Source organism: Bizionia sp. M204, from assembly GCF_023205095.1.
Classification (GTDB): Bacteria; Bacteroidota; Bacteroidia; order Flavobacteriales; family Flavobacteriaceae; genus Algorimicrobium; species Algorimicrobium hallyeonense.
On the sequence record NZ_CP046242.1, the window covers coordinates 644,745 to 658,559 of the forward strand.

A 13,815-nucleotide genomic window follows, 5' to 3' on the forward strand; every position below is an offset into this window, starting at 1 on the left:
CTCAATATAGATGAAGGAACAAAACCAAATAGAAATTTATCAAGCCAAAGATGGAACTACTCATATTGAAGTAAAATTTGAGCAGGAAACGGTTTGGCTTACACAAGACCAAATGGCATCTTTGTTTGGTAAAGGGAGAAGTACAATTACTGAACATATTTTAAATGTTTTTTCGGAAAAGGAATTAGAGCAAGAAGCAACTAGTCGGAAATACCGACAAGTTCGAAAAGAAGGTAATAGAACTGTAGAAAGAGAGATTGAACATTATAACCTTGATGTAATAATATCTGTAGGTTATCGTGTAAAATCTAAACAAGGAACTCAATTTAGAATTTGGGCAACTCAAACCTTAAAAGACCATTTGGTAAAAGGTTATACTATTAATGAAAAACGTTTAGCCCAAAAAGAACAAGAAGTAAAACTATTAAAAGATGGTATTCACATTTTAAGTAGAGTTATTGAAGAAAAAACAGTAGATAATGAATGGCTAACTGTTTTTGCAAAAGGTTTAAGCTTATTAGATGATTACGACCACGAACAATTAGATGCTAAAGGTTTAACTAAAAGAGAAGCAGATTACCCAAGTTTAGCCGATTATCAAAAGCTCATCAATCAAATGTTAGCCGAGTTTGATAGTGCTGTATTTGGCAAAGAAAAAGATAAGAGCTTTGAAAGTTCGGTAGCCCAAATTGCAAAAGGCTTTGGGTCAGCTGATTTTTATCCAACACTAGAGGAGAAAGCTACAATGCTTTTATATTTAGTTGTAAAAAACCACTCATTTGTAGATGGTAATAAACGTATAGCAGCAGCTTGTTTTCTTAAGTTTTTACAACAAAATAATATGCTATTTAATAGCCAACAGCAACCGATAATTAGTAATGATACGCTAGCGAGTTTAACCCTTTTTATTGCTTCTAGCAAACCAGAAGAAATGGAAACAGTAAAACGATTAGTGATTAGCGTATTAAATAGAAATAAATAAAATGACTGACAGCTCAATAATATCAAAAATATGGAACCTTGCCAACGTACTTCGTGATGATGGCGTAGGTTATGGCGATTATTTAGAACAAATTACCTATTTGCTATTCTTAAAAATGGCAGATGAACTCAATAAACCGCCTTACAATAAAGGATTAGTTTTTCCGAAACTAAAAGATGTGGAAGGCAACGAGGTTGCAGATGCCGAAATTGCCAATTGGGAAACTTTATCTAGCAAACGTGGTGCAGAATTAGAGTCGTTTTACAGTCAATTATTGCGTACACTTTCTACAGAAAAAGGAACGCTTGGTCAAATTTTCACCAAAAGTCAGAATAAAATACAAGACCCGGCCAAATTGCTTAAAGTCATCAACCTGATTGATAAAGAAGATTGGTCCATGATGGGCGCAGATATAAAAGGTAAAATTTACGAAGGACTTTTAGAGAAAAACGCAGAAGACACCAAAAGTGGCGCTGGACAATACTTTACACCAAGAGCATTGATAAAAACAATGGTAGCCTGTGTGCAACCAAAACCAATGAAAACCATTGTTGACCCAGCCTGTGGAACTGGTGGTTTCTTTTTGGCTGCTTACGATTGGATTGTAGATAACAACAAATTAGACCGAGAAGAAAAAGAGTTTTTAAAGAACAAAACCTTTTACGGAAACGAAATTGTTGCCAATACACGTAGAATGTGCTTAATGAATATGTATTTGCACAACATTGGAGAAATAGATGGAGAATCGTTTATCAATCCAAATGATGCCTTAATTGCAGATGATGGCGAACGCTACGATTACGTTTTGGCAAATCCACCTTTTGGTAAGAAAAGTAGTATGACTTTTACCAACGAACAAGGCGAAATTGTAAAAGAAGATTTAAGTTATAATCGTCAAGATTTTTGGGAAACGACTTCCAACAAGCAATTAAATTTTTTACAGCATATAAAAACACAATTAAAAATAACAGGAGAAGCAGCAGTAGTGCTTCCGGATAATGTATTATTTGAAGGTGGAGCAGGCGAAGAAGTGAGAAAGCAGTTAATGAAAACCACAGAATTACATACCATTTTGAGATTACCAACAGGAATATTTTATGCGCAAGGTGTAAAAGCAAACGTTTTGTTTTTTAACAATAAACCAGCAAGTAAAGACCCTTGGACAAAAGACATTTGGTTTTATGATTACAGAACAAATGTACATCATACACCAAAGAAAAGCCCGATGCGACAAGAGCATTTAAAAGAGTTTATTGAGTTGTATAAGGGCAAAAACATTAACAAACGAAAAGAAACTTGGAGCGAAGAAAACGAGGAAGGAAGATGGCGAAAATATACCTATGATGAGGTCATAGCAAGAGACAAAACGAGTTTAGATATTTTTTGGTTAAAGGACAAAAGCTTAACCGATTTAGACAATTTACCAGACCCAGACATTTTAGCGAATGAAATCATTGAAAATATAGAATCTGGACTGAATAGTTTTAGAGAAATAATGGAAACGATAAATGGTGAGTCAGATTAGTGCAGACCAAACAATAATAAAAAAAGCTTTTTGTTTTAATAACACCAAAATCGGTGACTTATTAGACCTTATTTGTTAACTGATGTATTGAGAAGTAGGGTTTCAAATCCGAGTCCAAAGAAAATCGCTTTAAACCCAAACTTAAACGTTTGATATTAAAGCGATTTAAATTAAAATCTAAATACAACCAACGAACCTAATTTAGTGGTTTAGTTTTTCTCGAATGTTAAGTAATCGGTTCCGCCACCTCCGCCACTTACATCTATTAACTCAATTCTGGTTGCTGATTGTGATACAAAGTCCCAATCGTCATTTAAATCTTGAAAGTTATTGGTAAGATTGAAATTGATATTGAAGTCTAAATCATCCAGATGGTCATCATTACTATTGCTATCTGTTATACTCCATGTACCATTGTATTCCGTTGTGCCATTGTTGGCATTTAAGACACCTGAACTATTGAAGGTGAAATTATAGCCTGAAAAATTGGTGGTTTCATCGGTTCCGGAATCTACAAAATTAGTAATTCGCCAGGTTCCTGTTGCCACATTATCTTGTATGGTGGTTTGGGTTTCTGATGAACAATTGCTGTTTGGCGCGCCGACTGTAAAGGTTAAATAATCGGTTCCGCCATTGCCACCACTGACATCTATAAGTGCAATGGAATTAGCGCTATAACTAATAATGTCCCAATCATCATTTAAATCTTCAAATTCATTGGTGAGGTTGAAGTTGATGTTAAAATCTAGGTCGTCTTGGCTGTCATCATTACTGTTACTATCTGTAATGCTCCAGGTTCCTGTGTAAGTATTATTACTACTAGTTGCTGTTAGTGTGCCGTTAGCACCAAATTGAAAGGCATAGCAGGAAAAATGACCAGTTTCATCATTTCCAGAATCTACAAAGCGTGTAATGATCCAGGTATTGGCTGTTACACTGGCTTGAATTTGTGCTTGGGTGTTTTGATTGTTATTGCTGTCATCATCTGATGAACAGGACCATGCCATGATGCTCAATCCGAAAAGGAGCAGTAGTTGGTGCTTAAATTTGATTGGTTTCATGTTAATTGCTGTTTTATATGTTATTGTAAAATAACGAAATAGTACCGATTTCATTGCATGTGGTTGTGTTTTTTTTAAAATCATTCAGTTGATTACTAATTATTTAGAAATAGAAATCTTCGTGTGTTTAAAGCAACCTACACTTTTTATGGCATGCTCCGTTGGTGACATTTGAGGTTTTTAGCTTGTTGGGTTTGTAGGGTTTGTCGCGCTGGCCATTTTAAGTTTTAAATTTATGGGTTTGTATTGTTGGGTTGTTGGGTTTTCTCGCGGAGGCGCAAAGTTGCAAAGTTGTTTTCTGCCTAGCGGCAGACAGGGTTGTGGAGTTGTTTAATTGCAAAGACGCAAAGACACAAATATTCAAGGTTCAAAGTTCAAATCTGCTTTTTGGCAGACAGGGTTGTAGCGGGTAGCGGTAGTGTGTTTTTGCGTTTGTTATAAAAAAAGTCCTACAGGGTATGCAGGACTAAAGATTTTCATCTATGGCATATAGCCTTATTGTGATAAAATTAAAGATTAGAAAGTACGATATTGGTTGGTTTAAAACCTTATAGCTTCCTTTATTATTATTATTATCATATTTACATAAGGTTGTAATTAACCCTAAAAAGAAGATAGCTGGAAACAGCTTTTGGGTTTTTGGATGGCCCGTTTTATGTAATTAAATAATGAAATTCATAATTCTTTAATTTTTATAAGATAGCAACTGGTACCTTTTTTTTGAAAGTTTTTAAAAGAACTAAATACGGAACGCATTATAGTTGAAATAAGATACCAGCATTCACGATAACTTGTTCATAATCGCTTACCACATATTTAGGCTCTAGATACACACTTAATTTCTCTGAAAATTGCCAACGGCCACCAGCTCCAATATTAACACCAAAGGCACTATCACTAACTTCATAGGTTTCATAATAATAACTATAATAGGAAGCGCCTGATTTATAATTTGAATAATTAACACCTAAAAGGGGGTAAATTTTCAACTTATTTTCAAGAATTGGGAAGAAATAGTGGGCATTGGCATCTACGGCCAGCGTATTTTGATTAAATCCATAGAGGTTATTTCCAAAAAAATAGGTAATACCTGGAGATACAGTAATTTCATCTGTGATATTAAACTCGGCTTTTGCGGTAATTCCAGGGTCCGAAATTTTTTCGTTGTATCCCAATCCGCCACCAATGGCTATTTGTGCTTGCATTTGTAAACCTAAAAGCATTATAATGCAGCAGGTTAATAAGCCGACGTTATTTTTTAAAATTTGTGTGTGTTCCATATTTACGTGATAATAAATTGGTGAATAATAACAGGCCATTCCAAATTTGTTTTTGAAACGGCCTGATTTTTATTGTTACTTAATAAAAGTTATTATATTTCCACTTGCGTTTACTACAAGCTCTGTTGGTGAAATAGATTGGATATCCCAAAATTCAGCATTGCCATCAACAGTAACCTCAATTTGAAATCTATCGATAACTTGGTAGGTTCCATTTGCACTCGTCATTAATACGCAATTGTCGTTAGTATCTTCGTCATAGTTCGTTATTTGAAAGAATAAGTCATCTGTAAAATTGATAAATGAATTTTTCTTACATTCTGTTAATGGCGGTGCTCCAGCCTGACTTTCAAAATACCACTTTCCTAATATGGCTTCACCAGTAGTCAGCTCTCTGGTTGTAAACGAATCTATATTACTTTGTGTGGTGTTTCCATTTGTATCTTTTGCTACAACCATCCAGTAATATGTGGTTTCTGCTTGTAAATCTGTTTGTGTATTATAAGACGTTATATTTAAGTTATTTGCAATAGCCATTTGGGGTGGATTTTGAGTATCTAAAAAAACTTGGTAAGAAACAACATCGCCCTCTGGATCTGTTGCAGTTTCCCAAGATAACTGAAGCTGCAAATCAGCATCATTAGCTACGTCTATAACATTAAAATTGTTGGGTGCTTGATTTGTTTGTATACTATCATCATCGCTACTACAGTTTGTAAAAGCGATGCTCGTTACGAGTACTAAAAATAAGATTTTGAAATTTACTTGTGTGTTTTTCATAATTATAAAAATTTTAATTTTTGAGTTTTGTGATTATCCTAAAAGCACACCTTTATGATTGTAGCAATTGTAATTTGCTTTGTTTTCAAAAAGGTGTTTTTTTAGGCGTGGTTTATAACTTGTTTTAGACTATTCATGCGATATAAAGTAAACCAATTTATAGGGCTATTTAATTAGTTATTACACATATAATCACCGTTTACATTTACTGTGGTATTATTGCTTTCGGTAAGGTTTGGATTTGTAGGGTCATAGCGGTTATATAAAGCACAAGCATCAATGTCCTTGAAGGTTGTGTTTGTAACTGTTAAAACGGGATCTACCCACATTTCAATAGCACCACCAGCTCCTGCACCACCAGCGTATTCAATTAAAACGTTATTGAATTGCGTTAAAACAGATGAAGACCTATGGATAGCAAGTGCTTTCCAAGCGCCTGGCGCTTTTGTCACACCTGTAAAGGTAATTGGGTTCGTTGGAGTTCCTACTGCAATTAGAGCGCTACCTTCATTAAAAAGTTTATCTAGTTCAAGTCCTTTGCTATCTTCAAATTCTAAAATAACACCTGGTTCTAACGTTAATTGTGCGCCGTTTTTAATTACGATGTCATCAGCAGTACGATACGGTACACTTAATGTTTTCCATGTTTGATTGGTTGATATTGTACCATCCTGACCTGCACTTAAACGAATGACATCCGTTGCGTTTCCTGTAAAATTGCCTCCAGAAATATTTTTTACAATATTGGTGTCTACATATAAAGGGATATTACAGTTATTTATGATTGTATTATTAATCTCTACATTATAATCAAAGCCTGTGGCAGCAATACCATTGCTGAAACTATTTTTAATAGTTACAAGATTCAATCGGAAATAGGTGCCTGTCATTAATATAAGGCTTGCTGGCTCGCTATTACTGGTTAATCCACTAGCACCAGCATACTCCATAGTTACAAACTCGAAGCGGTTGTTTAAACTTTCACTAGAAACCATAATGCCTTTCCATGCGCCTTTTTCTTTGGTAGTTCCTGAAAATCTAATTGGATTACTTGAAGTGGCCATGGCATTTATAGAGCCACTTTCTTTAACTTTCATACCGGATCCGTCAGAGAATTCTATTACTACGCCTGGTTTTATTACTAAATCAATTTCTACCGATGCCACGCAGTTTACAATATAGTCTACACCATCGTTAACATTTTCTAATACCAAAATAGCTTCAGCATTGTTGCTTTGAAAAGCATCACACTCTAAAATTACTGTTGGGTTAAGGTTTTGTGGTGGTTCATCTATGGAGTCGTCACTGCTACAACTAGCAAATGAGAAGCCGATTAAGGCTAAAAACAATATTGATTTTAAATTCATTTTTAAAGTAGTCATGTTCAATTTTTATTAGGGTTAAAAAAATATTTGTACAAATTTATCGTGTGAGGTTTCCTACACAATGCTTAATCAGAATTTGAGGTGTTTTGTTGAGTATTTGGTTGTTATGAATTAGTATTCAACATTTGGCTATATAATTGTTTAAGCTATTTCATAAAATTTCTATGTAATAGTTACTCTTGGGTAATTTTTCGAACTTTAAAATTCTCACTATCCGTAACATATAGCGTATTTTGATTATCAATAGTTATCCTTGCTGGTCTATCGAATTGCGCATCGGCACCAGTTCCGTCAGCAAAACCATCGGTGCTTCCAGCTATAGTACTGACCACACCAGTTGGCGTTATTTTCCGTATTTTATGATTTTTACTATCTGTAACATAAAGGTTACCTTGACTATCTATGGTTATTCCTTCTGGAGAATTAAATTTAGCATCCGCTCCTGTACCATCTGTGTATCCAGAAGTACTTCCAGCAAAAGTGCTAACCTCACCAGTAGGACTTATTTTTCGTATTATATTATTACCGCTATCGGCTACATATACATTTCCTTGATTGTCCTCGGTTAATCCTCTTGGACTTGAAAACTTGGCATTAGCTCCTGATCCATTTTCATAACCTTCAATACTTCCCGCTAAAGTAGTAACCATACCAGTTGGCGTAATTTTTCGAATCAATTGACTATCAATATAGGAGTCCGTTATATCGGTAACATAAAGATGAGCTTGATTATCGATAGTTATACCTTTTGGATAGGTGAATTCTGCATTTGTTCCCATTCCGTCAGCATTTCCATAAACACTACCTGCTAAAGTAGTAACCATACCATCTGGAGTAATTATACGTATTTTACTGTTGCCGTTATCCGCAATATAGAAGTTGTTCTGACCATCCACGGTTATGTCCATAGGGCTTGCAAATTGTGCACTTGCTCCCATGCCATCTGCAAAACCATCCGTGCTTCCAGCAAAGGTAGTAACGACACCACTTGGGGTGATTTTCCGAATTTTATGATTAAAAAGGTCTGTGACATACAGGTCGCCTTGATCAGTCATGGTTAATCCCGATAGGTAGCTAAATTGTGCGTTTGAGCCCATTCCATTTGCGTAACCATACGTGCTTCCGGCTAACGTGCTTACCTGAATATCTGAAATAATATATTCAAATTCTGATCCTATTAATTCTGTGCTATTCACTAGAACTTTTACCAAGCCTGTGTAGGCTCTTGCTGGTACGGTTACGTTAATTTCTGTGTTGGTTACTGATTGTATGGTTGCTTCCACATTGTTGAAATAAACGGTAATATTATTCATATCGGTTCCAAAATGATTTCCGCTAATTGAAACAACGGTTCCTTTTGGCCCACTATCTGGCACCATATTACTTAAGGTTGCGGTTGGTGTAGGAGTAGGAGTTGGTTTCGCATCATCATCACTACTGCAACTATAAGTTAAAACAATACTTAATACGAGAAATAATGCTTTGCAATTATTTTTTAAAAAATTCATTGTGTTATTTTTTGATTTATATAAATGATATAATTATTTAAAAGTAAAATGTATAGTTTCCTTCACAAGAGGCAATCAGAATTTGGAATGTGTTTATGTGTAAATAGCCAATATGCATTAGAATTCAGTTTTTTAATTTTCAAAAAATATCTGTTTATATTTCGGCTTGATTAATTTAGTTTAACCAAACGTCGTTTTCTATTGGTGTTTTAAAAACGACATGGTAAACACACGAATTCTAAAAATTTTAAAATTATTTTGGATTATACCTATTACTACATAAAAAAAGACTTCATGCTTGAAGTCTTTTTTTAAAATATATAATTTTGAATGATTTATACGCTATTGGCTCCAGCTTGATACTTGCCAACTAAAAACATTATAGAAAACACTAATTGTTTTTTAATATAAAATAGGCATTTTGTAGTCTATTATCACAAACCATCTAAAACATCATTAACCTTGTATGAGCTTATATCGAAATATTTGTCATCTGATGTTTTCTGAAAAGTAGTTATGTTCATTTGCATACTTGGTGTATCGCTGTTTTTTTCGAAGTAAACATAACGAACCATCATACCTTTTGGAAAGTTTTCATCCACATTCTTTATTTTATTTGAGGTTGCCATTTTAGAAAAATATTTGATTTGTCCACCAAAAAGATGATTGCCATTTAAATCGATATTAATATCCTGAGAAACCCAGGCATACATTTTAGTTTTCTCTTTTTTGTTTGTATAAATATACTTTCTGCAATTAAAGCCATAAATATCTTGTTGCTCATCGGTTCGTTTCCATTGACCGTTATCATCTTCAAAATCTACACCACTTTCGGCCTTTTTTTTAGCCATTTTCTGGAAATTAATCATGGGCATTTTTGTGGCGGTTTTCCCTTTTTCATTAATCATATAGGTTGCAGCGCCTTCATAATCAAATAGCATGCGTGCTTCATTTTTATCACCTTCATTCATAATCATACATTCACCTGTATTACCAAAAACCATTTTGACCGTCATGGTTTCTTTCAGCTTACCATTGTTTTTAAAGCTCTTGGTTTCCATAACTAAAGTCGCTTTTACTGGGTTTTCAGGAATGGGATAACACTTATCGTTTTCATACGTTATATCTTCAATAGCTTCACGTTCTTTTTCTCGTTGAGGTTCGGCATGTTGTTCTTTCATGTCTTTACGAACTTCATTCTTTATCTTACGCTTTATCATGCCACGTTACGCTTGAATAGGAACCACGTACATAAAAGAAAGCAAAATTATAAACGAAATTTTAAGTGTACTTTTCATGTTATTGATTATTTAATTGAACACTTAACGGTATGCTTAAATTAATCATATTTAAAACATACGACAAGCCCTAATGAGTGTTTGGTGTTAATGAATTAGAATTGGGGTATATATTACTGTAAAGCACTACCGCTTTATGTTATAGTATGCAAAAAGGCTAACACCGAAAACTAAAAATTTTAAAAACTAATAGGCTAGAAATAGGTGAATTTTACGTAACATAATTACGGTCCAATAGTTGGTGGTTCAAAATTAATTAGATAATCTAATTAAGATAATAGTTTTGTGTGATTATCCTAATTTTGCCAAATGGTTCGCGTATTATTTAAAACGCAACATGGTTTCTAAGATATCATTAATTTGCTTTGCTTTTTGTCTAGAAACGGGGATTTCCACATCATCATGCATAATTAAGCTTCCACCATCGTGTTTTAAAATACCCTTTACAAATTGTGGGTTTATTAAATGTGATTGATGCACCCGAATGAAACCATGGTCTTTTAAAAGAGCTTCAATTTCCTTTAAAGTTCGACTAATTAAAATTTTATTTTCTTCTTTGCAAAAAATAAAGGTGTAGTTACTGTCTGATTGACACCTTATAATATTTGTGATTTTCACAATTTGGTAGCCAACACCTGTAGGTAATGCTATTTGAGAACATACTTTACTACTATCTTTAATGTATTCTTGAAGTAGGTGCCATTGTTTAGGGCTTGTTTGCTTTCTCCGTTTTTCCCAATTTGAAAATGCTTTTACAATGTTTTTTTCAGTTATTGGTTTTAGCAAATAGTTTATAGCACTGTATTGGAAAGCTTTAATTGCATATTGGTCATAGGCTGTAGTAAATATTATATCAAAATCTAGTGGAAATAAACAATCTAATAAAGCAAACCCATTAAGGTTGGGCATTTCAATATTTAGAAAAAGCAAGTCTGGTGGGTTTTTCTGAATGAAAGCCAATCCTTCTATTGGGTTCGTAAAGATCCCAATTATCGTATAGTCTTGATGAACTTTTTCTATCAAATTAGCCAAAACATTGGTGCAATGGCTTTCATCGTCAATAATTATTATTTTAGTCATAGTTTAATAATCATAAGTTAATGTAATTCGTGATCCTAGTATACGGTGTTCTTCTTCAATATCTTCAATTTTAAACTTGATGTTATGATCGTTTAAATGATTATATAAGGTTAAGCGATCCAAAAGGATTGTAGTACCCATCGAGTTGTGCAATTTTTTCTTTTTACCACTTTCCTTTCTACCAATTCCATTATCTTCAATGGTTATTTTTAAATATTCTGTCGTGTCAAAAATGAGTGTTAATTTTTTGGTGGCTTTTAAACTTGGTTGCAAACCATGCCAAATGGCATTTTCAACAATTGGTTGCAATAATAAAGGTGGTATTTGATATTGTGAGAGTGCTTCTTTTGATTGGACTTGAATATCATAATTAAAATTTGAACTCATTCGGCTTTTTTCTAAAGAAAGATAAAGCTCTATAATTTCCAGCTCTTCTTCAACGGTAATTTTTTCGCGATTACTGTTCTGTAAAATACCACGTAATAGACTCGAAAAATCATCTAAATAGGCCATAGCCTTTTCGTTTTCGGAGGTCATAATTAAATATTTAATGGCGTTCATGCTATTAAAGATAAAGTGTGGATTCATCTGTGAACGTAATGCCGTCATTTCCGTTTTTCTTATTCTTTTTGTAAAATCTTCTTTTATTTTTTGTTCGCGTTCTAGTTCTATTTTAGAGTATAACTGAATAAGTTCTGCTGTTTTTTTCTGTACTTTATCATCCAATTCCTTATTCATGTTTTCTTGTAATTGTTGATTTTCCCGAAGCTGATTTATTAATTCTGCTGTGGTTTTTTCCTTTTTTTCTTGCAGTATAAATACATTTTTTCCTAATGCTAGTGAAAAACAAAACACTTCGGCTAACAAGCCTAACTGAAAAATAATATTTAACGATTGCGTAAAGTTAAAAAAATGACCAGGAATAGTATTTAAGCCTGTATAAGCAACATATGTACTTAATGCGGCACCAATAAAAAAGAAGGATTGACCAATTATAAAATAGTGAAGTAAGGCATGTTTAACTTTGTAAATAATCCAAAATATGAGAATAAAATTAAAAGGAAGAATAATAAACCTAATAATTGTAAACGTTTTTGTGTAGTATTTTCCATCCAATAAAAAATTATGAAAAGAAAAATAGATAAGGGCATAAAGAAAGCAAAAGAGCGCGAAATAATACAATATTTTTGCAAGTAGATTGTCATACTTTTTTACTTGTAATAATTGGGATATAAACAATATATAAAACCCAATAAAAATAAACTGAATAGATTCAAATAGATTGAATGCCGTTTTAGGCATGTACTCAAAAAAATTGGCAATAGGAGCTAATGTTTTCTGAAGGACTAAAAAACCATAAACAATTTGAAAAAATAAATAGCCTAGATAAAACAAATAGAGTTTATCGCGCAAGCGAAACAAAAAAACCAATGAAAAAACCAAAATAGTAATCAGAGAAATGATATAGAAGTAAATAAACCCTATGGAATTTAATTGATCTGAATATTTTTTTTAAGAGACTTCCCAATAAGCTCGTTCCGAATACATATGTGGTTTGGTTAGAATTGGATCCGTATGAATATCCAACCTGACATATATTTCTGATTCTTGAAAAGGCGTAAATCTCAATTTTGTAAAAATGCGCTCTATGTTATTAGTTCGTTCAATTAATGGAATGTAAAATCCATTTTTAAATATTTTATAATCTGAATATACTTGTTGATAAATATGGGTGTAATCTGTTAAACTATGTAAATACACCTTAACGCTATCTTGCGACCGGTTTTTAATTTTAAATTTAAGCCAAATGGATTCCACTTTAGAAGCTATGTAAGAAGAATCATAAGGTTTCCAGTTGGTGAGATCTTTAACGTCTTCAAAAGTTACATTCTTTTCGCTTCTTAGAGTGGTAACATTTTGATTGTTAAGTAATTGAATCTTAAACGGAATGGAATCGGCCATAATTTGGGCAGATAATTGAGGAATACCGCATAAAAAGTAAAAAAATAAAATTGCTAAAATTTTAAACATCATAGCTAAAATACCAATCTATTCTGACATATTTGATGTTAGATTAGAATTCAGCTGTTACTAATTAGTATTTGGTAAATTTTAATTGTGGTTGGTTTTCATTACCTCTACACATTGTTTTGTGGCATTTTTCAAGTTTTCAGAAAGTTATTTTAACCAAATCAGCTAATTTGATATTAAATAGGCTTCTTGCCTATTGTGCACCATTTTTATTTTAATTACTATTACAGTGGTTTGGTTGTGTTCGTCATTGCAAAAAGATAAATCTTTTAAGGTTTTTAATAGTTTAAAGTAATATCTAAAAATTTTAAACTTCTGTTAAACAAAATTTGGTGTATTAAAAATTTTGTATATTTGCTAATCGTATGAAAAACGTATTCCATAATATACTATCTATTGCTATGGCATTTGTCGTGTTATTTTCGACGTTGTCATTCACAGTTGATATGCATTATTGTGGTGGTACTTTGGTAGAAACCGCTATCTTTAATAAAGCCAAAGGCTGCGGTATGGATATGAATAAACCATCTACGGAAGGCTGTACGATTACCAAAAAAGATTGTTGTAAAAACGAACAAACTCTAGTTGATGGTCAAGATGAACTCCAATTACATGTTGATAAAATTTCTTTTGAGCAACAGGTATTTATTGCGTCATTTGTACAGACATACCTAAACCTTTTTGAAGATCTTGACACCCAAGCTTCATCTTATACAACATACGAACCTCCACTCGTTATCAGGCAAATCTTCAAGCTTGACGAGACCTATTTAATTTGATTTTTAAACAATAAACCTTGTTATCCAGTGATTCATTTCATTAGGATGACTTCTTGCGTTCGATGTTTTTCTAACATCAATGTCTAACTGTTTAATAATCAATACT

The 13,815-nt window shown here is 33.1% G+C and carries 12 protein-coding genes; 3 read left to right on the forward strand and 9 right to left on the reverse strand.

What is annotated here, in order from left to right; all coding sequences use genetic code 11:
- The first annotated feature begins 10 nt into the window (after positions 1-10).
- Both rhuM and GMA17_RS02940 read left to right on the forward strand, forming a co-directional pair.
- Positions 11-982 (forward strand): RhuM family protein, encoded by a 972-nt coding sequence (rhuM, locus tag GMA17_RS02935; protein WP_248398969.1) that lies wholly within the window; start codon positions 11-13, stop codon positions 980-982.
- A 1-nt stretch (position 983) separates the two neighbouring features.
- Positions 984-2,507 (forward strand): class I SAM-dependent DNA methyltransferase, encoded by a 1,524-nt coding sequence (locus GMA17_RS02940; protein WP_248398971.1) that lies wholly within the window; start codon positions 984-986, stop codon positions 2,505-2,507.
- A gap of 209 nt (positions 2,508-2,716) precedes the next feature.
- On the opposite strand, the gene GMA17_RS02945 is transcribed toward GMA17_RS02940, so the two are convergent.
- The 9 genes from GMA17_RS02945 to GMA17_RS02985 all read right to left on the reverse strand — a co-directional run bounded on the left by GMA17_RS02945 (position 2,717) and on the right by GMA17_RS02985 (position 12,933).
- The gene (locus GMA17_RS02945) at positions 2,717-3,568 is read right to left on the reverse strand and encodes a hypothetical protein (protein ID WP_248398973.1); all 852 of its coding nucleotides are present in this window, start codon (positions 3,566-3,568) and stop codon (positions 2,717-2,719) included.
- A gap of 755 nt (positions 3,569-4,323) precedes the next feature.
- Positions 4,324-4,848 carry an outer membrane beta-barrel protein gene (locus GMA17_RS02950; RefSeq protein WP_248398975.1) on the reverse strand — a complete coding sequence of 175 codons (525 nt, stop codon included), beginning with the start codon at positions 4,846-4,848 and terminating at the stop codon, positions 4,324-4,326.
- 75 nt (positions 4,849-4,923) lie between these two features.
- Positions 4,924-5,628 carry a lipocalin family protein gene (locus tag GMA17_RS02955; protein WP_248398977.1) on the reverse strand — a complete coding sequence of 235 codons (705 nt, stop codon included), beginning with the start codon at positions 5,626-5,628 and terminating at the stop codon, positions 4,924-4,926.
- Between the two features lie 173 nt (positions 5,629-5,801).
- The gene (locus tag GMA17_RS02960) at positions 5,802-7,010 is read right to left on the reverse strand and encodes a hypothetical protein (protein WP_248398979.1); all 1,209 of its coding nucleotides are present in this window, start codon (positions 7,008-7,010) and stop codon (positions 5,802-5,804) included.
- A 176-nt stretch (positions 7,011-7,186) separates the two neighbouring features.
- Positions 7,187-8,521: an IPT/TIG domain-containing protein gene (locus tag GMA17_RS02965; protein WP_248398981.1), complete on the reverse strand. Its 1,335-nt coding sequence runs from the start codon at positions 8,519-8,521 to the stop codon at positions 7,187-7,189.
- 434 nt (positions 8,522-8,955) lie between these two features.
- Positions 8,956-9,741: a DUF4412 domain-containing protein gene (locus tag GMA17_RS02970; protein WP_248398983.1), complete on the reverse strand. Its 786-nt coding sequence runs from the start codon at positions 9,739-9,741 to the stop codon at positions 8,956-8,958.
- Between the two features lie 399 nt (positions 9,742-10,140).
- Positions 10,141-10,899, reverse strand: a complete 759-nt coding sequence (locus GMA17_RS02975; protein WP_248398985.1) for a LytTR family DNA-binding domain-containing protein — start codon at positions 10,897-10,899, stop codon at positions 10,141-10,143.
- A gap of 3 nt (positions 10,900-10,902) precedes the next feature.
- Positions 10,903-12,342: a histidine kinase gene (locus GMA17_RS02980; protein ID WP_371922412.1), complete on the reverse strand. Its 1,440-nt coding sequence runs from the start codon at positions 12,340-12,342 to the stop codon at positions 10,903-10,905.
- Between the two features lie 69 nt (positions 12,343-12,411).
- Positions 12,412-12,933: a 7TM-DISM domain-containing protein gene (locus GMA17_RS02985; RefSeq protein ID WP_248398989.1), complete on the reverse strand. Its 522-nt coding sequence runs from the start codon at positions 12,931-12,933 to the stop codon at positions 12,412-12,414.
- A 362-nt stretch (positions 12,934-13,295) separates the two neighbouring features.
- Here GMA17_RS02985 and GMA17_RS02990 point away from each other — a divergent pair, with 362 nt between their 5' ends.
- A complete protein-coding gene (locus tag GMA17_RS02990; protein ID WP_248398991.1) occupies positions 13,296-13,709 on the forward strand; it encodes a hypothetical protein in 414 nt (137 codons plus the stop codon).
- Positions 13,710-13,815: the final 106 nt, after the last annotated feature.

Excerpts from the sequence above, each read along its gene's own strand:
- GMA17_RS02960 (WP_248398979.1), bottom strand. The coding sequence starts at position 7,010 with ATGACTACTTTAAAAATGAATTTAAAATCAATATTGTTTTTAGCCTTA.
- GMA17_RS02965 (WP_248398981.1), bottom strand. The coding sequence starts at position 8,521 with ATGAATTTTTTAAAAAATAATTGCAAAGCATTATTTCTCGTATTAAGT.
- GMA17_RS02970 (WP_248398983.1), bottom strand. The coding sequence starts at position 9,741 with ATGATAAAGCGTAAGATAAAGAATGAAGTTCGTAAAGACATGAAAGAA.
- GMA17_RS02985 (WP_248398989.1), bottom strand. The coding sequence starts at position 12,933 with ATGATGTTTAAAATTTTAGCAATTTTATTTTTTTACTTTTTATGCGGT.
- GMA17_RS02990 (WP_248398991.1), top strand. The coding sequence starts at position 13,296 with ATGAAAAACGTATTCCATAATATACTATCTATTGCTATGGCATTTGTC.
- GMA17_RS02940 (WP_248398971.1), top strand. The coding sequence starts at position 984 with ATGACTGACAGCTCAATAATATCAAAAATATGGAACCTTGCCAACGTA.
- GMA17_RS02955 (WP_248398977.1), bottom strand. The coding sequence starts at position 5,628 with ATGAAAAACACACAAGTAAATTTCAAAATCTTATTTTTAGTACTCGTA.
- GMA17_RS02975 (WP_248398985.1), bottom strand. The coding sequence starts at position 10,899 with ATGACTAAAATAATAATTATTGACGATGAAAGCCATTGCACCAATGTT.
- GMA17_RS02945 (WP_248398973.1), bottom strand. The coding sequence starts at position 3,568 with ATGAAACCAATCAAATTTAAGCACCAACTACTGCTCCTTTTCGGATTG.
- GMA17_RS02950 (WP_248398975.1), bottom strand. The coding sequence starts at position 4,848 with ATGGAACACACACAAATTTTAAAAAATAACGTCGGCTTATTAACCTGC.
- rhuM (WP_248398969.1), top strand. The coding sequence starts at position 11 with ATGAAGGAACAAAACCAAATAGAAATTTATCAAGCCAAAGATGGAACT.